Source organism: Peribacillus sp. GL_122, from assembly GCF_057835005.1.
Genome location: NZ_CM174415.1, coordinates 884,383 through 902,613, shown reverse-complemented (window position 1 = coordinate 902,613; position 18,231 = coordinate 884,383). Strand labels below are relative to the sequence as shown.

General features: G+C 39.8%; 15 protein-coding genes, 1 tRNA gene and 1 riboswitch. Of the genes, 3 read left to right on the top strand and 13 right to left on the bottom strand.

The window, feature by feature from the left end:
- Positions 1 to 2: 2 nt before the first annotated feature.
- On the top strand, positions 3 to 950 hold the full coding sequence (locus AC3ISB_RS04355; protein WP_144551819.1) for a response regulator: 948 nt from the start codon (positions 3 to 5) through the stop codon (positions 948 to 950).
- Between the two features lie 78 nt (positions 951 to 1,028).
- Here the strand turns inward: AC3ISB_RS04355 and AC3ISB_RS04350 are convergent, their stop codons facing one another.
- The 7 genes from AC3ISB_RS04350 to AC3ISB_RS04320 form a co-directional block, all read right to left on the bottom strand.
- Positions 1,029 to 2,036, bottom strand: coding sequence for a FecCD family ABC transporter permease (locus AC3ISB_RS04350; protein WP_489275632.1), 1,008 nt, complete (start codon positions 2,034 to 2,036; stop codon positions 1,029 to 1,031).
- A complete protein-coding gene (locus AC3ISB_RS04345) occupies positions 2,033 to 3,043 on the bottom strand; it encodes a FecCD family ABC transporter permease (protein ID WP_480340035.1) in 1,011 nt (336 codons plus the stop codon). Before AC3ISB_RS04345 ends, AC3ISB_RS04350 begins: the two co-directional genes overlap by 4 nt.
- 66 nt (positions 3,044 to 3,109) lie before the next feature.
- Entirely contained in the window at positions 3,110 to 4,030 is a 921-nt protein-coding gene (locus AC3ISB_RS04340) for an iron-hydroxamate ABC transporter substrate-binding protein (protein ID WP_141993802.1), read from the bottom strand.
- Positions 3,981 to 4,829, bottom strand: coding sequence for an ABC transporter ATP-binding protein (locus AC3ISB_RS04335; RefSeq protein WP_141993801.1), 849 nt, complete (start codon positions 4,827 to 4,829; stop codon positions 3,981 to 3,983). Before AC3ISB_RS04335 ends, AC3ISB_RS04340 begins: the two co-directional genes overlap by 50 nt.
- A 291-nt stretch (positions 4,830 to 5,120) precedes the next feature.
- Positions 5,121 to 5,870: an oxygen-insensitive NADPH nitroreductase gene (gene nfsA / locus AC3ISB_RS04330; protein WP_141993800.1), complete on the bottom strand. Its 750-nt coding sequence runs from the start codon at positions 5,868 to 5,870 to the stop codon at positions 5,121 to 5,123.
- 86 nt (positions 5,871 to 5,956) lie between these two features.
- The gene (gene trmL / locus AC3ISB_RS04325) at positions 5,957 to 6,445 is read right to left on the bottom strand and encodes a tRNA (uridine(34)/cytosine(34)/5-carboxymethylaminomethyluridine(34)-2'-O)-methyltransferase TrmL (RefSeq protein ID WP_489275629.1); all 489 of its coding nucleotides are present in this window, start codon (positions 6,443 to 6,445) and stop codon (positions 5,957 to 5,959) included.
- Between the two features lie 67 nt (positions 6,446 to 6,512).
- The gene (locus tag AC3ISB_RS04320) at positions 6,513 to 7,370 is read right to left on the bottom strand and encodes an amidase domain-containing protein (RefSeq protein ID WP_098370922.1); all 858 of its coding nucleotides are present in this window, start codon (positions 7,368 to 7,370) and stop codon (positions 6,513 to 6,515) included.
- Between the two features lie 273 nt (positions 7,371 to 7,643).
- On the opposite strand from AC3ISB_RS04320, the gene AC3ISB_RS04315 reads away from it, so the two are divergent.
- Entirely contained in the window at positions 7,644 to 8,336 is a 693-nt protein-coding gene (locus AC3ISB_RS04315) for a DUF421 domain-containing protein (RefSeq protein WP_260398107.1), read from the top strand.
- Positions 8,337 to 8,812: 476 nt separating this feature from the next.
- Here AC3ISB_RS04315 and queG read toward each other — a convergent pair whose 3' ends face one another.
- On the bottom strand, positions 8,813 to 9,952 hold the full coding sequence (gene queG, locus AC3ISB_RS04310) for a tRNA epoxyqueuosine(34) reductase QueG (protein WP_141993798.1): 1,140 nt from the start codon (positions 9,950 to 9,952) through the stop codon (positions 8,813 to 8,815).
- A 104-nt stretch (positions 9,953 to 10,056) separates the two neighbouring features.
- On the opposite strand from queG, the gene AC3ISB_RS04305 reads away from it, so the two are divergent.
- Positions 10,057 to 10,725: a B3/B4 domain-containing protein gene (locus AC3ISB_RS04305; RefSeq protein WP_144528561.1), complete on the top strand. Its 669-nt coding sequence runs from the start codon at positions 10,057 to 10,059 to the stop codon at positions 10,723 to 10,725.
- Positions 10,726 to 11,163: 438 nt separating this feature from the next.
- Here the strand turns inward: AC3ISB_RS04305 and AC3ISB_RS04300 are convergent.
- The 5 genes from AC3ISB_RS04300 to mgtE form a co-directional block, all read right to left on the bottom strand.
- Positions 11,164 to 11,237: transfer RNA gene (locus AC3ISB_RS04300), tRNA-Gly, on the bottom strand.
- A 186-nt stretch (positions 11,238 to 11,423) separates the two neighbouring features.
- Positions 11,424 to 11,837: a YbjN domain-containing protein gene (locus AC3ISB_RS04295; RefSeq protein ID WP_063235961.1), complete on the bottom strand. Its 414-nt coding sequence runs from the start codon at positions 11,835 to 11,837 to the stop codon at positions 11,424 to 11,426.
- Between the two features lie 139 nt (positions 11,838 to 11,976).
- Complete coding sequence (locus tag AC3ISB_RS04290) at positions 11,977 to 13,938, bottom strand: FUSC family protein (protein WP_489275627.1); 1,962 nt, start codon at positions 13,936 to 13,938, stop codon at positions 11,977 to 11,979.
- Between the two features lie 634 nt (positions 13,939 to 14,572).
- Positions 14,573 to 15,601 (bottom strand): NADP-dependent oxidoreductase, encoded by a 1,029-nt coding sequence (locus AC3ISB_RS04285; RefSeq protein ID WP_489276854.1) that lies wholly within the window; start codon positions 15,599 to 15,601, stop codon positions 14,573 to 14,575.
- A 498-nt stretch (positions 15,602 to 16,099) separates the two neighbouring features.
- Positions 16,100 to 17,458, bottom strand: coding sequence for a magnesium transporter (gene mgtE, locus AC3ISB_RS04280; protein WP_489275625.1), 1,359 nt, complete (start codon positions 17,456 to 17,458; stop codon positions 16,100 to 16,102).
- A gap of 282 nt (positions 17,459 to 17,740) precedes the next feature.
- A riboswitch (M-box (ykoK) riboswitch) is annotated at positions 17,741 to 17,906 on the bottom strand.
- Positions 17,907 to 18,231: the final 325 nt, after the last annotated feature.

Here is an 18,231-nt window from a genome sequence, read left to right as displayed (position 1 = left end):
CCATGCGTTTTTTTATAACAGATGATGATTGTGCAATACGTTCAAACTTGAGCCAAATTATTGAGAACGAAGATTTAGGAGAAGTGGTGGAGGAAGCCGAGGATGGAAGTCTATTAGAAGGACATATTTTGAATTTAAAACAAATTGATATACTATTTATTGATTTATTAATGCCCATCCGGGATGGCATTGAGACACTTCGTCATATAAAAAATACATTTAACGGAAAAATAATAATGATTTCGCAGGTTGAATCAAAGGAGCTGATTGGTGAGGCATACTCACTTGGAATCGATTATTATATTACTAAACCAATCAATCGTATTGAAATATTAACAGTCATCCGAAAAGTCATGGAACGCATTCATTTAGAAAGATCGATCACAAATATCCAAGCCTCATTAAACAGTGTATTGAATTTTGAACAGCCAAAAGTTGATAAATCCAATAGTTATAATGAAAAAAGTATAAGAGAGGTGGGTGAATTCCTTTTATCGGAATTAGGGATCGTTGGAGAAAATGGTGCAAAAGATTTAATGGAAATGCTTCAATATTTATTTATGTATGAACGTAATTTTACTTTTGGAAAGCATTTCCCGACCCTTAAAGATATCTTTGTAGAAATCACCAAAAAAAAGCTCGGCACATCAGCTTTGCAGGTTGATATCAATCGGGAAATAAAAGCTGCCGAACAGCGAATACGCAGAACGATTAACCATTCGTTAAATCATTTTGCTTCGCTCGGTTTAACGGATTTTTCAAATCCGAAGTTTGAAAATTACGCTTCTAAATTTTTTGATTTCACAGTCGTTCGCCAAAAGATGAAAGAACTGCAAAATGATTCAACAATAGTTCTTACACCTACCCGGGTAAATACAAAAAAGTTTATTCAAGTATTTTATTTCGAAGCGAAACGATTGAGTCCTGATGAAATAATTAGATATAAATAATCCTGATTTTTAAAAACTACGGAAGCTCTGAAAAAACATAAAATCCCCTGAAAAATTTCAGGGGATTTTTGCAATATTTTATTTTTTCAACAATAAATACATGAAATAAGGAGCACCAATTAATGCAACCATGATACCTGCAGGGATCCCCTCGGGTTCAATTATATTACGGCCTATTGTATCGGCAAGCAACAATAGCCATCCACCGATTAAAATGGCAACCGGAATGAATAGTTGATTTCGAGGTCCTACCAAAGATTTTGCTATATGCGGGGACATGAGTCCAATGAATGCAATTCCGCCTGTAACAGAAACGGCAGCCGCGGCCAGTGCTACAGCCGTGATTAGCAATACGATCCGCTCCTTTTCAATCGATACTCCGACCCCAATTGCTACCGGTTCACTTAAACCAAGCAGATTCAAACGATTTGCTTTATATAAAGTGAATGGAATGAGGATGATTAACCATGGGAGAACTGCCCAAATGAAAGGCCAATCCGTTCCCCATATATTTCCCGCCAACCATTTTGCGATGAAATCGACTTTGGCTCGTTCCGCTGATGAAATGAGGACAATCATCAGGCCTGAAAGCGCCATTGAAAAACCAACCCCGATCAACACTAACCGAACGGGTTCAAGGCCGCTCCTTCTCTTAAATGAGAGGATATATATTATGCAGGCCGTCAATAACGCGCCGATAAAACCGACAAGCGGAACCATATAAACAAACGATCCAGCGTCAAGCGGGAAAAACAGAAAGAAAGCGGCTATGGCAACACCGGCTCCTGAGTTGATCCCGATGATTCCGGGGTCGGCTAAATCATTACGTGTGATTCCTTGAAGGATGGCTCCCGACAGTGCAAGGGCCATGCCTGCTAAAATGGTAATGATGATTCGTGGTAATCGGACGGAAAATAATATGAATTCCTCTTTAAATGTCCCTTGCCCGAAAAGCGTTGGAATCAGTCGCCCTAAAGAAAGATTCGAATATCCTGAACACGTCCCTATAATAATCGTAATGATAATGAGTGCGGATAGTGCACCTACTATCCATCGCTGTTTTTTGACTAAAGCTGACTGGATCATGAAAATGCTTTACCTCCTTTACGCACGATTAGGAGGAAGAAAGGTAAACCTATCATCGCAACAATCGCTACCACAGGTGTTTCATATGGAGAATTGATTGTACGGCCGATCGTATCGGCAAGTAGCATGAAAGTGGCTCCTAAAATCGCGGACATAGGCAGGATGAATCGATAATCCGTACCCACGAAAGCCCGAACCATATGGGGGACCATTAACCCGATGAATACCATATTTCCAACAAGTGCAACGGCAGCGCCAGCCAGGAGAATGATGACTACGAAGAGAACCGCCTTTATTTGTGTTGTCTTTTGACCTAATCCTACCGCCACTTCTTCACTTAAGCTCAGTATGGTGAGCTGTCTGGAAAAGATAAGGGAGATCAGGATTCCTATTAAAATGAACGGGACGATTACACGAAGCTGGTCCCATGATGTTCCGATATTCCCGCCTGCAGTCCACATCGATACATCTTTTGATACTTTGAAATAAAGGCCGACCCCTTGCGAAACGGCAAAAAGGAATGCAGAGACTGCAGCACCAGCCAATACGATCCGTAAAGGAGAAAATCCTCCCTTTTTCATCGCGCTGATCCCGAAAACCATGGTTGCCCCCACAGCGGAACCTATAAAACACGCAATCATGATTCCTAAATTATTGGCATTTGGAATAAATGCCAAAGTAATGGCGAGACCTGCATTGGCTCCTGCCGTCAATCCAAGCAACCCCGGATCAGCAAGTGGATTCCTAGTCATTCCCTGCATGATGGCACCGGAAACGGCAAGTGCTGCACCCACAAAGATTGCCCCCACTTCACGAGGGAAACGGATTTCCCGAATGATTGAAAGCTTTTCACCAGCAGCATTTGAAGTCAGTGCTTGCCAGACATCCTTTACGGTAACATCCGCAGCACCAAATGCCATTGAAATAATGAACATGCCTATGAATAGAGCGATCCCTATGATCAGTTTATATATAAATGGGATGAAACGTTGATTTTCATTAGTCATCTGTCTCTCTCATCTCTTTTTTATAGAATAAAAGGAGAGGAATTGGAATCCCTCTCCCTCGCTGTATTATTTTCCAAGAAAACTTTTGGAAAAGAAGTCTAATTGGTATTCTAATGTTATTGGATCATTGAAGTAGAATTTTTTTGCATCAGCTTCATATAGCTGATTGTTTTTAACGGCAGGTATGTTTTTAAACGTATCTGTTTGCTGGAATGAATTGTCCTGATCTTTGTTATTGCTCAAAATCACATAATCACCGGCATAGTCTTTCAGGACTTCTAATGATAAGGCAAAGTAACCATCTTTCAATGCCGTTTCTTTTACCTTTTCAGGCATGCCCAATTTCATTTCTTGATAAAGGATTTCCGTTCCACGGCCCCAATTATCGCCGTATACATAGAACTGTTTGTCAAACTTTTCGAAAACGGAAACGGTAGCATCTTCTCCAATTTTAGCCTTAATTTCATCACCGGTTGTTTTTGCCCGTTTTTTGAAATCATCCACCCATGCTTGAGCTTCTTTTTCTTTATTCAAAAGTTTACCAATTTCTACATGTTGTGTTAAATAGTCCACTTTTCCGTATGTATACGTTACAGTTGGAGCAATTTCCTTTAATTTATCGACATTTTTAATCGTTGATAAACCAATGATTAAATCCGGATTCAACTCGATGATTTTTTCCAGGTTTTCGTCCGTTACTTCCTCGACATTTTTTAACTCTTTAAAGTTCGGATTCATTTTAGACCACGAATCAACCCCTACAAGGTTAACATCCAATGCCATTACGTTACCTGCGAAAGAAGATAGTACTAAAACACGCTGAGGATCTGCCGGAACTTCAACAGGACCATTTTCAGATTGATATGTGATGGTACCTGATTTTTCCTTTTTTGAAGCGGTGCTTTTTTCTTTTTCGGTTGACTCGTTACCACAAGCACTAATAATTAACACTAAGAGCAGTATAAACGGGAACATTACCTTTTTCATTTGTTGTCAAATCTCCTTTTAATAAATTGTATGTGCTGCACATTGGTTTGTTCGTTCGTTGATCTCGGCCGATTACCGCATCAATATGGAATACTTCCTTAAGCACTTCATGAGTGATGACTTCTTCGCAATCACCCGCTTTGACTATTTCCCCGTCCTTTAAGGCAATGATATAGTCGGCAAAGCGAGCAGCTTGGTTTAAATCATGAAGAACCATGACGATTGTACGCCCCTGTTCTACATTCAGCTTCTGTAATAATTCTAGAACCTCCAGTTGATGCGCCATATCCAAATAAGTGGTCGGCTCATCTAGGAAAATGATTTCCGTTTCCTGGGCAAGGGCCATCGCAATCCAAACACGCTGGCGCTGACCTCCTGAAAGAGCATCCACCGGACGGAACTTGAAGTCTTTCGTACCGGTCACTTCAAGTGCCCAATCGATCACATCATAGTCTTTTTGGGTCAGGCGCCCAAAGCCTTTTTGATAGGGAAAGCGCCCATATGATACGAGCTCCCCAACCGTCAATCCGCTTGCACTCTCGGGTGTCTGCGGAAGTATGGCCATTTTTCTTGCAAGGATCTTAGTGCTTTCTTTTGAAATATTCACTCCATCTAAAACAACCGAACCTGATTGATTTGGAATGATCCTGGTGATCGCTTTCAAAAGTGTGGATTTTCCACATCCATTCGAACCGATGATCGTTGTGATTTTTTTATCTGGAATTTCCACACTGAGATCTTTTACAATTAAACGTTCACCATAACCAATATTTAAATTCTCTGTATATAGGCGAACCATTTTTCAACCTCCATTTACTGAAAAATAGATAAGTAAAAACTCAAATGAAAATGATTATCATTATCCATTACCTAATTACTATAATTCTATCTATATATATTGTCAATGGTAATTTCATGGGTATATATGAAGAAATTCTGCCGGGATTTTTTGAGCCGAACCGTATATAAATGAAAACGGTAAAGATCCCGGAAACATTTCCGGGATCTTTACCGCTTGGCCCATACTCAGGACTTTGAAAGATGTCATTTATGGGAAGGCAAGAATATTCCTAATAAGCAATTTCATCTATCAATGTTTCTTAAAACCTTGTTTTTCAACATAATCTTTCATGTATAACCTGCTTTTCTTTCCAAGCATTCCAGCCATTTGCTCGGTCCAGGTGTCTTTTCGTTTACCTTTAGTCCGTTGCTCGTAATAGCTGGAAATCGTTTCATTATACTCTTCAAGTTGTCCGATGAACTCTTGTTTATCCTCCTGATATCCATTTTCATGATAGATATTGGCCAGCGGCAAACGCGGCTTTTTATCCGAACGGTTTTTCGGATATCCGACCACTAGACCGAATAATGGCATAACGCGATGCGGTATATTCAAAATCGCTGACACTTCCGGGAGATTATTGCGGATCCCGCCTATATAGCAAATGCCAAGATCCATTGATTCTGCTGCCAATGCTGCATTTTGAGCCGCAAGAGCAGCATCGATACAAGCAACCATGAATTTCTCTGTACTTTCAATCGATTCGGACAGGTCCGTGTTTTCCATTTCGGAAACCATATCCTGACGATATAAATCGGCACAAAAGACGAATAGGTGTCCATTCTTCTCTACATATGATTGTGGTCCGGCAAGTTCAGCAAGCTTGGCTTTCTTTTCCGGATCGGTTACCCCTATGATTGAATACGCTTGGATATAGCTTGAAGTCGATGCCGCTTGGGCACATTCCACAATCGTATTGATTTGCTCCTCAGACAATAACTTGTCCTCAAAAGAACGAATGGAACGGTGATCTAAAATCTTCTCAATAATGTTATTCAATGCTCCCACCCCTTAAGAATATGTAAAGTAAAGAATCCATCATCGGGGCTCAAATGCCCCCGATGACAGTATGACATTGATGAAACTCAACCTTTTGTTTTTAAATCCAATTCACGGTAATTTTGCTGTCTCAGTGCCTCATAAACCAAGATGGCAGCCGTGTTCGACAGATTAAGGGAACGTACTTTATCCGTCATCGGAATCCGAAGGCACCGATCCATATTCTCTTGGATCAGTTCTTTCGGGAGACCCGTCGTTTCACGGCCAAAAATGAAGTATATTTCACTGTCTTGATCACTGTAATCGAAGCTGGAATGCGGCTGCTCTCCGAATTTCGTTAAGTAATAAAATTCACCGCCGGCATTTCTTTCATAAAACTCTTCTAACGAATCATAATAATGGATCTTTACATTCTCCCAATAATCGAGCCCGGCCCGTTTAAGCTGTTTGTCATCCGTCGAGAAACCGAGCGGGCGGATGAGATGTAAAGACGTATTCGTCCCTGCACATGTTCTTGCGATATTTCCTGTATTTGCTGGAATCTGTGGTTGATATAAAACTACATGTATTGACACTTCATTTTCACCTCTAGTTTGAACTTCACCTTAATTATAGCATTAAACAAAAAAGACTAAAAACCAATCACCCTCCATCCAAAATCACAAAGAATTTATAAACGATGTTCGGTGTATACCTGGTCGAATCCTCATACGTCCAATATCGGTGACGGCTGTTCATCGTATGTGCATTCACAAGCGGCATCCCGTCCTGATCCTTCGCCGTAACAATCAAGTTATGATCAAACCGTCCGTCCCCTTCGAAATCTATGCAGAGGATATCACCCAAATTCAATTCCTGGGCCGACTCCACCTGCTTTGTTCTGATAGCATTCCCGGCTTTTAGCAGATGATATAAGGAATGGGCCGTCGTCCATGTATAACTCCAGCTTTTCCCTCTTATCCACCAGCCTTTATTTTTGTTTGGCGCCCCCCACATCGGTATTCCTCCCGCATGTAAACATTGTGAAATGAAATTCGTACAATCATCAGTGAATTTATGATAAGCCGGATTGAATTCATTCCACCAACGCTCGGCATATTGGACGGCCTTCATCCGATCATATTTATATGCGAGACGGCCTGCGCCTGGATCACATTTTGGCGGTGCCTCTTCGGTTTCAAAGCTGGGAAAAAGCTCACGTTCATCCACTATATACCCATTTCGAAACCGGGCCTCCCTTTCTTCCATTTCTTCTTCTATATAAAATGAATCCTCCTGTTTCAATAAATATTGCAGATGCACATGATATGTCAGGACTGTATCATTGTCTTCCTTTTTCTTCGAACTTACCTTGCCTGCCGCATTCACCCGAACAATTTCCGCAGCACGGTTCCTCATCATTTCCTTCTTCAAATGTAACTTCCTCTCACTCCGTTCCAGATCATCGGAAGTATAAAACTCCACTCTTTCTTGTAAAAGGCGTTGCAATTGTTCCCTCAAGTTCATGCCCTCCTTCTTACCATCTATGCTAATGTGTATGTGCGAAGGGGATTAAAATGCACCTGACGATTTCCTCCCGCCTTTTTACGATTTTAAAGGGCAATCCAAACAACCCTCACATTCATAAATTTTAAAGTCACGTGTGAAGCCTTTCCGTATGGGTCGATTACAGTATGGCTTTTTTTATAATTATAATCAAAGTAATATTGGGGAAAATATAAGAATGAATACACAATTTTCTAACCTGATTAGACCAGATTGGAGACGGAAATTTTGAGCTTTATTGAAGTGTTAAGTAGGGTAGTCGCTGCTTTTGTGGTTTTACTATTGATGACTCGAATTATGGGAAAAAAGCAAGTAAGTCAGTTGACTTACTTTAACTATATTACAGGTATCACTATCGGCGCGGTGGCTGCTTCCATCACAATTGATACAAGTATTGATATGGTTGACGCCTTCGTTAGTTTAATCGGTTGGTCCGTACTCACTATTCTTGTAAGCTTTATTAATTTAAAATCTCCAAAAGCTCGTATAATACTTGACGGCGAACCTACAATTGTAATCAAAGATGGAAAAATCCTAGAAAAAGCGTTGAAAGGGGAAAGATTAAACATGGATGACCTTAGCATGCTATTGCGAGAACAAAGCATATTCTCCATGCAAGAGGTAAACTATGCCGTTTTAGAACCAAATGGTCAATTGTCTGTCTTAAAAAAAGTGGATAGCCAGAGTGTTTCCAAAAAGGATATTACTTATGTGAAACCATTATACATACCTACAGAAATTATTGTGGATGGAAAAATCGTTCCTCATAATTTAAGTAAACTGAGTTTAAACCAAAGCTGGTTGGAAACGCAATTACAGCAGTTTGGTGTATGCCTACAAGATGTATTTTATGCTGAAATACAAAGTGATGGCACTTTGTATATAGATAAAAGACAAGATAACCAGTCTCCTCCACGTTAAGAGGAAAAGGGGGAACTCAAGTCATTTAAATTTGGACAGTCATGCTTCTAGAGCTAACGATTTGCTGATTATTAACAGCCCAATAATCTCTCTTTTTAGGTACCCGCAGGTATATATATTTATATATAAACAAATATTTCCACCATAAGGAATAGCGTAGCAACTAGCTATTCAGAATGGCAAGTGTCCGAAAGAAGTGGTGCTGCAGCTCACCTTAAGTATGAATTGGTAGATGTCGTAACAAATATACCCGTATAACAACAATCTTATTACGGGGATGTAAGTTCTGCTGATAATCGATACTGGTTTTATCTTCTGTTCAAAAATGTATTTACTACAAAAGGCTACTACTTAGTGGTTATAAATTGGGAGCTATCCGGTTAACTTTAGTGGTAATGTCCATAACTAGAAAAAAGAGAAAGAAGCTGTCCCAAAAGTCATTTACGACTTTTGGGACAGCCTCTACATCTTAAATATCATTTTGTTTCCAAGGTAAACTGCAGTCCTTTCTCAATTTCCGCCAGTACCTCTTCATCCGTTTCCTTCATTCTTGCTTCTTCCAGAATGGAAACGGCCTGCTCCCGGCCAATTTTCCCAACTGCCCAAGCCGCCGTTCCCCGGATTACGGGCCTTGGATCTTCCTTCATGACCTGTATCAATTGGGGCAATGCCGTTTCATCTTTGAAGTGGGCCAATGCTAAAATGGCATTTCGTTGGATTGGCTTTTTACCACGCCAAGAGCCAGATACATGGCCGTATTTCTCTTTAAAGTCCCGATTTGAAATCGTAAGCAGTGGTTTCAACAGCGGTTTCGCCAGCTCGGGGTCGGGTTCCATCTCTTCATGGAAATGAAAATCCATTCCTTTGTTTTTCGGACAAACTGTCTGGCATGTATCACACCCATACAAACGATTGCCTATTTTCGTCCTGAACTCATCCGGAAGGAAACCTTTTGTCTGCGTTAAGAATGCAATGCAACGCTTGGAATTTAGCTGCCCGCCCTGAACGAGCGCACCAGTCGGGCAAACATCGACACATTTATTGCATGTCCCGCATTGATCTTCCATCGGTTGATCAGGTTCAAATGGCAGGTTGGTAATCATGTCCCCCAAATATACATAAGACCCGAATTCCGGAGTGATGATCATACTGTTTTTTCCACTCCAGCCAATTCCCGCACGCTCAGCCACTGCCCTATCTGATAATTCACCCGTATCAACCATGGATTTCGTCAATGCCCCTGGCACTTTATCTTTAATGAAATTCTCAAGTAACTGCAATCTATTTCGAAGAACGGTATGATAATCCGTTCCCCAAGAAGCCCTGCAAAAGATCCCGCGTCGCTCACTTTTTGTACTTTGCGGAGCATCCTTCAATTTCGAAGGATAAGCAAGCGCAATCGAAATGATGGATTGCGGTTTATCGAATATCAATTCAGGCCTTACCCTCTTTTCTATATCGGTTTCTTCAAACCCTGACTGATAATCCAGCTCCTGTTGGCGTATCAGCCGACCTTTCAATTCGGTAAAAGCCGTGGCCGATGTAAAACCGATTTTATCAATGCCGATTTCCTTACTATATAAAATCACTTCTTGCTTGAATGAGTTCATATCCATATTAATCACCTACTTCATTCAGTATTCCCATTGAAGCTTGAATCCATTTCAAACCATTGCTATCTATGATAAACTAATTGCAATCATTTTTGGAGGTGAAACGGTTGGAAATTACCATATCAGCTAATCTAAGCAGTAAAATCCCTGAATTCAAAGTTGGGATCATTACATATGAAAACATCGAAGTAGGTCCCTCCCCGCAAATGGTGAAAGGAAGACTTCAACTATTTCAGGAAGCACTTTTCTTCGACCTTGAAGAAAAGGAATTGACCGACTTTTCCGGCATTAAAGCGTGGCGGGAGATTTTCAAGGCTACAGGAACAAACCCGTCACGGTATCGCCCCTCCGTGGAAGCCCTTTACCGCCGCGTAAAAAAACAGAATTACTTGGCACCCATCCATTCAGCCATCGATTTGAATAACTTCTTCTCACTGTTATATGAAGTTCCGATCGGCATTTATGATGCGGACAAATTATCAGGAGACATCTCGATAAAGATTGGCGAAGGGTCAGATGGTTATGATGGTTTGAACGGCCGCTTGAATTCCATGGAAAATATGATTACATCAGCCGACCATGATGGCGCATTCGGAAGTCCTTACGTTGATTCAGAACGCACGAAAGTCACCGAAGGAACGAAAAAGGCCATCCAAATCATATATTTACAACCCAATACTCCAATCACCGAAGCAAATCAGCTAACGAAATCCTTGATGGACATGTTCCTTGAAATCCACGGTGGTGTAGGGACTTACTCGATTGTAGAAGGATAATTAAAATTGAACAGAAATAAGCCCTTTCCACAATCGGAAGGGGTCTTTTCATGATTTTTCCTAACTTATATGGATAATTAATAAAACCAGTGCGCGAATATCCTTTTATTCAACCGTTCGGTCATACCTAATTACACAACTTTTTCAGTTTTGACAATAAAAGCACAAACTTATTCAAACTGATTCTACTAACGTAGTTAATCTCTTTGAACAAGTTTGTGCTGCATCGAAATCCCCACTCTCCCAGATGAAGGATCATCAATAAATAGAAAACTACGATTTTCGTTACGGTATGACATCCGGTATTACCGCTTCCAAAGAATGTAGTTAATTGGGACAATAAAAAAATCCCACTGTAAACAGTAGAATTCTTGTAATAATATTTAAACGCAAAGCTTCGTTCTCCAGGTAACGAAACCCTACGTTATGAGTATGTATTGGAGCGGGTGAAGGGAATCGAACCCTCATCATCAGCTTGGAAGGCTGAGGTTTTACCACTAAACTACACCCGCATATCCTTGTAGAACTTTGTCGAATCACTAACAAAATTAATTATATAGTTTAATGTGAAAAAATGCAATAGTTCTTTTAATAAAAAATTAATAATTAATGTATTGTAACGTTAATATATTCATTCACTCTAGTAAAGATGTTAAAAGTCCCCTGATTCAGAGAACTTTTTCATCCTATATGATGATTTAAGACCAAATGACTTCCATTAACCGCGGATAAACCTGCTGTGCCGTTTCAAGCAGCATGATTAACTTCCTGAACGCCAGATCCGGTACGATGTCCCCCTCAATGGAGTATGAATACCGAATGGAAATGGTCCCATTTTCTTCATACAGCTTGGAATACCTAAAATTAGCATTATATTCATTCAGCAGTGTATGTACATCCTGTTTCTTTTCAGGATTCTTCAACTCGGCGACATTAAAGCAAAATAAGTCCGCCACATTTTCATCTTGATTGAAAGCAAATACTAAAAGGACCTTCCACCCGTCCTTTAACTTTTGCTCAGCTCTAAAAAAGGTGGTGCCATCTTCATTCAACTCATTCATATAGATTTTCTCACTAGTTAAAAAATCACGAAATTTAGCAACGTTTGACATGGTTCATCACCTTTCTGTTTGTAAGTACATTTTATAATGAAAACAGGCATTTTTACAGACTTTTCTATAATCCTGCCAATTTCATCCTATTAACAGTAGGGCGAATGAGATTCTAATAAGAACTCCCTTATTAGAATCACTAGATTGATTTGCTCGTTGCTTCACCGCTAAACCGAAGTGCTTTTTGAAGATCCAAAATTTCGTGGCGGATTTTTGAGTACCCTTCAATTTCCGGAACCTCTTTATTAGTAAGTGACCGCCCCTTATCTGCAGCGATTGCCATTGTTTCAAAAACATACAGTAATTGAGCAAGTTCACGCTCTGAAAGTACCGACCGATCAGAGAATTTCAAGCTTGCATTTAAATAATATCCCAACTGTTCTATCGAAAATATTACGGGCCAAAGAGATTCCAGTCTAGCCTTGTTTTTGAATATCTCCCCAAGAGCCGCATTGTAGACCGTTAATAGATTCACCATATTGGTTTGCATTTTGTTCCTTTCACTGCTTTCATCGATTGCAAGTTCATTATCATGTCCAGAGAACGCCACCAACAGAAATTGCCCCTGGCTTCGAATTGTTTTGGCTATCAAATGATTGAGAAGGCTTGAGGCCGATTGACTGCCGATTAACAGCGATCCAAGAAGACCTATCATGCTCCCAACGACGATATCTGTTATTCTTACGGTCGCAAAAAAACTAAAATCATAGCTTCGAGTTGAATATTCCGCCATGATTAAAGCTGAAGGGGTAAAAAACATCGCCGCCAATCCATAATTCCGTACGATGAAAAGCTCTGTAATGATTGTCAAACACAAAATGATCAGAACGATAAAGAACTCGTTATGAACGGATGCAAGAATTAAGCTTGCTAATAGGAGTCCGATGATTGTCCCGAAGGTCCTTTGTACCGCACGATGAAATGTGGCAACGATGGTCGCACCTGACATAACGGCTGCACAGGATAAGGGAATCCAGTACGAACGGTTAAAATCAGCGGAATAGGCGATGATGGCGGCAATGGTAAGGATTGTTCCATATCGAATGGAAGAGAGAAAGACAATCGAGTTCTTATCGAACGCCCCAAGAAAAATCGTTTTTAAAGAAGGCTTTGAGATTGAAGCTTCTTGGTGGATTTTACTAACCGGTTCATTCATGATGGCATCTGCATTGTAAATTTCAACGAATAGCTTTTCAACCTCTAGTTCCATTTGGTCCGGCTGAAGAATCTTTGATTCATTTTTAATTTTAGATGCAATGGAGTCGGCCAAGGCACGTACCGATTGTCCTAATTCTGGCGGTAGCACAACCTTTTTGTGCAAGGATAGTTCCAATGCTTCCAGGAAAATGACATTCGCCTGGTCATTCAATAGAAACAACCGCTTTAACATGTCTGAGCTTCGCCTGTTTGAAAACCCGGCTAACAATGTATCTTCGGCTTGTTTCATCGCCAATACCGTTCTTTGTCTTGCTGCATTGAATCTCCCGGTGCCTAGCGAATCAAAGAATGCACCCAATTCTCTGTACACCTTTTCCACCGCAAGCTTTTCTGGTCCATGAGGATTGAAAAACCAGCCTAACATACAAATTATCCAAGACAGTGCCCCACCCAATAAAACAAGACCTCCACGCAACGGCGCAAGCGTCTGATCAATGGGCATACCTGTCGCTAGCGCAAAACTCAAGACAAAGAAAACCGCCGAAGGACCGGTAATCTTTAATGCACCAAAAATAAAAAAAACACTTGCCCCGATGATCCCCATCATTATGGCTGTTCCCAATTGGTATGGAGCCAAAAGTGTCCCTAATACAACAGATAAAGCAAGACCCACCATCACAAAGAAGATCTTTTTAGCTCTTTGGTGATACGGTTGGTTAAATACGTATAAATAAGTGAACCCGCCTATTCCTGCCAGTAAACCGTACGCTAAATTGCCGAATAATAAGCCAATGAAAACAGGTAAGGCAGCCGCTACCCCCGCACTTAAAGCTTTTATCCAAGGAAATGGATTCTTTTTTAATTCAAAAGCCTGTTTAAATGTCGTATGTATTACATCCAACTTCAGAGGTTTTGAAGATGTCCCTTGCTTATTTTTACTCATTTCAATTTTCCCTTTCATTAAATGATTACCTAGGTAACTATTCTTTTAACTTTATCATAACATTATGCTGAGAGTTATGTTTATAGAGACCCTTTTTTAATATCCTTCATATGGAACAAAAGATACGGTAAAGGGTAAGTAATTTCTTGAATGCCTTTGTTTTTCACCTACTTTTCGTATGCTTTCCACACGTATCGAAGTCCTTGACTTTCAAGAAGGAACATCACTGTCATGACTTCAACAGATATGTAGACAAACACGGCCTTTCATGTGTGGTGACTAGTATCGAAATTATTGATGATATATATAACTATCTTATCTCGGATGTTTTTCATAGCGACAAATTGTCCGAAAACGACATTGATCCCAACATATGAAAATCCAGAGAATTCTTTGTATATTTTATTCCTAAGGTTGATTATCTTTCATGAAGGACATGATTTGTAAATGATCAGGAATGGACACCCACCCCTATATCCAAACAAAAAAAGGTCGAAGCACATCAATTTAGCTGAAAGATGTGCTTCGACCTCTATTATTGGTTTGACGGGATTTTTTTGAAATAACAGCTCTTTTAATACACCCTCATTTTCAAAGGTCAAACAAGATTCCGCCTCCACTTTGTTCCCTAATCTTATAGTTGAGCGAATTCAGGTTCCGCAACTTTTACAAGCTGTTTACCGAGGTTCGTTCCTTTAAACAAACCTAAAAAGGCATCAGGTGTGTTTTCGAACCCTTCAATAATCGTTTCTTCATACTTCAGCTTTCCTTCTTGAAGCCACTTACCTAAATCCGTAGCCCCCTCTTGGAATCTAGCGGCATAATTTCCAACTGTGAAACCTTTCATAAGTGCACTCGTTTTGATCATCGCCGATTGCAGACGCGGCCCTAGATCTTTCCCTTCTGCATTATACGAGGAAATCGCTCCGCATAATGGAATTCGGACATTCGCATTCAAAAGTGTGAAAACAGCATCGGACACCTCGCCGCCCACATTATCGAAATAAACATCGACTCCATCGGGAACAGAATTAGCTAAATCTGTCTTAAAACTATCTCTTTTATAATTTACGGCTCCATCAAATCCGAGCTCTTTCGTTAAGTACTCAAGTTTTTCATCTGAACCGGCGATGCCAACAACCTTCGCACCTTTAATCTTAGCAATTTGTCCGACTACTGAACCAACTGCTCCAGCCGCTCCTGAAACCACTACAGTTTCACCTTCTTGAGGTTTACCAATATCAAGCAAGCCAAAGTATGCAGTTAAACCGGTCATTCCAAGAATCCCTAAATGAGTTGTGACCGGAGCCACCTTGGGATCAATCACGCGGATTTCCTTTTCGGTGACAACTGTGTATTCTGCCCAGTCGATATTCCCAACAACGACATCCCCTTGTTTGAAGGAATTCGATTTGGACTCAACAACTTCAGCAACCACTCCACCTGTTATAACCTTATTCAATTCAAATGGAGCAATATATGATTTGGTATCTTGCATTCTGCCACGCATGTATGGATCGACAGATAAATATAGTGTACGTACTAAAATTTCATTATCCTTTGGTGTGGGAACTTCACTCTCAACAAAGTTAAAATCCCCTTTTGAAGGCATACCTTTTGGACGATTTGCCAAGGTGATCATTTGTTGTTTGGTTTGTGTCATCATTGTTCCTCCTTGGTTTTGAATACGTAATTTCGAAAAGAAGCGTATCACCGATGAATTTCTTAGGTCAAAGAATATGATTGGCTATTGCTTCCATAACACTCTTTATGTAGCCTTTCCTGAAAATCCTGAACTTGCTACGACCTATTATGTCCCATGTTTTTCATTCATATAAAGGTCATCAGGAATGGCTTTGTTACCTTCAATATTCATTTTAAGAATAAATAATGTACGTGGACTTCTACCATATACGGCTCGCTTCCCCAAAAAAATTTAACGGCCTTTCCCCGTTTGGATACCGTGAAAAGGCCGCAGCTTGAAATACACTATTTTTTCTGTCTGCTTGGGAAATGTTCAGTCTTAGCAGCTACTTTTTTCATCTTATCTATATCCCCGATTCAAAACGTCGGCCTGGACAGTTTGTACTGAAATCATCGAGACTATGTTCGCCCTTGAAAAATCTTTGCAAGCATATATGAACTTGGTTTTATGGATAGTCTACATCAATTTTGAAATAAACATCGTTGCAATTCCAAAGTAAATAAGTAACGAAAGTATATCATTCAGTGTTGTAATTAGCGGACCAGAGGCAACGGCAGGATCGATGTTGAATTTATATAATATTAAAGGAATAATGGTCCCAGCTAATGTCCCGATAATTAGGGTCATCACTAACGAACTTCCAACCACTAATCCCAGAATGGGATTTCCCTGCCAAACATAAGCTTTGATGGAAATTAATATTCCACAGGTAATTCCTATTATCAATCCAACTTTCAGTTCCCGTATAATAAGTCTGGTTACAACACCTTTATCCGTATCACTAGTGATTAGGCCTCTTACAACAACAGCTAAAGATTGAGTACCTGTATTTCCAGTCATCCCTGCGATCATCGGCATAAAGAAAGCAAGTGCAACAACTTTTGACAATGTTTCTTCAAAACCGCTTATAATGGTTCCGGACACTAAGCCGATAAATAAAAGTAAAATAAGCCAGGGTAGCCGACGATATGCGGCCACGTGCGCCTTCGTGTCAAAGTCTATAGCTTTACCGGAAGCCGATAATTTTTCAATATCCTCATTCGCTTCCTTAATGACAACATCAATAATATCATCGACGGTTACAATTCCTAATAACTCATTATTTTTTTCAACTACAGGAATTGCTAAAAAATCATATCGCTCAATAACACGAGCTACCTCTTCTTGGTCTTCATAAGCAGATACGGAGATAACCCGGCTATACATAATATCTTGAATTTTTTCAGATTCATCATTTATTATTAAATCCCGATATGAGACGACGCCTACTAATTTTTTATCATTATCTATTACATAAAGATAGTTGATCGTTTCCGAAAACTCCGCAAAGATTTTCAGTTTTTCAACTGATTCTCGAACCGTATAATGTTGGGGGATCCATACAAAACGGTTTGTCATTATTCGCCCGGCCGTTTCAGGGGGATAATTCATGATGTTTTGAACGATTTTTGATTCTTCTTGTTTCATGCCTGAAAGAAGTTCTTCGATTTTTCCAGGGGATAGATCCTCTAACAATGAAGCTAGATCATCATTATCCATTAGATCCATTACATGGCCGGATTTCTCTATCCCTAATTTACTAAGAATTTTTAATTGATGCACTTTCTCAACTTCTTGAATCAGTTCAGCGATTTGTTCAGAATCAAGTAACAACAAGAAACGTGTATGGTGTTTTTCTGGCAGCCCCTCAAAAATTCGCGCAATGTCATATGGTTGGAGTTCTTCTAATATTGCTTGAAATTCTTTCTTTTTTCCTTCTTTTAAAACTTTTATGATTTGTAAAGTTATTTGATCTTCCGTCAGGATTCTTATCATTTCGTCACTCACTCCTTTTTAGGGGAGCCAAAAAATATTTCCCTTAAATATTAAGAGTAAAAAATATTATTATTCCCCTTCCAAAATCTTTGTGTTCATTCAATTTTCATTAAGCTTCGAATATATCGTCGTGAATAGTTTCCCACTATCCTCACCTCCAGGAAAAAAATAAAAACACCTCCATTACAAATGAAGGTGTTAAATACGGTTTATATGCGTACATTGTCTGGATGACAAATACAAACAGCCGTATATGACTGAATGACAAATACAAGCATAAATCCAGTTCCTCCATTCGTAGAGCTTTAGCACTGTGTGGCATAGGACAAAGCCAGCTACATTAAAAACCACCTTATGTCGATGGTTTCTGTTGACCCATTGGCGTCTTTCGACATTTTTGGGCAGTAGCGTATCTCCTACACAGGAGCCTCACCTAACGAGGATATTTAATTTACAAATCCACTCTAAAAGAGTTTCTTTTAGATGTCAATGTTTGATTCAAATAATTCTAATTTTGACCTAATATCCTACCTTTAAAAGAGGACCATGAGAACCACACCGACTTAAGCACTCCCGATTAAGACGGTCTGATTGAATGTCTCTTCGATATTTTTTTAAAACGTCCCACATTGCCACCATATTTAAAAGGATACACCGGAAAAATAAACACCATACCAAGGGAAAATATTGGAATTATATATTAAAACTTACTTATAATGAAGACGGATATGAATGACTGAAACAAAAAAACACGATACATGTTCTAATAAAAA

What these genes read in the sequence shown, in the direction of transcription:
- AC3ISB_RS04295 (WP_063235961.1), bottom strand. Translation starts at nt 11,837, where the DNA reads ATGTCAAACGTTGCTAAATTTCGTGATTTTTTAACTAGTGAGAAAATC.
- queG (WP_141993798.1), bottom strand. Translation starts at nt 9,952, where the DNA reads ATGGATATGAACTCATTCAAGCAAGAAGTGATTTTATATAGTAAGGAA.
- AC3ISB_RS04340 (WP_141993802.1), bottom strand. Translation starts at nt 4,030, where the DNA reads ATGAAAAAGGTAATGTTCCCGTTTATACTGCTCTTAGTGTTAATTATT.
- AC3ISB_RS04335 (WP_141993801.1), bottom strand. Translation starts at nt 4,829, where the DNA reads ATGGTTCGCCTATATACAGAGAATTTAAATATTGGTTATGGTGAACGT.
- mgtE (WP_489275625.1), bottom strand. Translation starts at nt 17,458, where the DNA reads ATGATAAGAATCCTGACGGAAGATCAAATAACTTTACAAATCATAAAA.
- AC3ISB_RS04345 (WP_480340035.1), bottom strand. Translation starts at nt 3,043, where the DNA reads ATGACTAATGAAAATCAACGTTTCATCCCATTTATATATAAACTGATC.
- AC3ISB_RS04350 (WP_489275632.1), bottom strand. Translation starts at nt 2,036, where the DNA reads ATGATCCAGTCAGCTTTAGTCAAAAAACAGCGATGGATAGTAGGTGCA.
- AC3ISB_RS04355 (WP_144551819.1), top strand. Translation starts at nt 3, where the DNA reads ATGCGTTTTTTTATAACAGATGATGATTGTGCAATACGTTCAAACTTG.
- AC3ISB_RS04285 (WP_489276854.1), bottom strand. Translation starts at nt 15,601, where the DNA reads ATGACACAAACCAAACAACAAATGATCACCTTGGCAAATCGTCCAAAA.
- AC3ISB_RS04290 (WP_489275627.1), bottom strand. Translation starts at nt 13,938, where the DNA reads ATGAGTAAAAATAAGCAAGGGACATCTTCAAAACCTCTGAAGTTGGAT.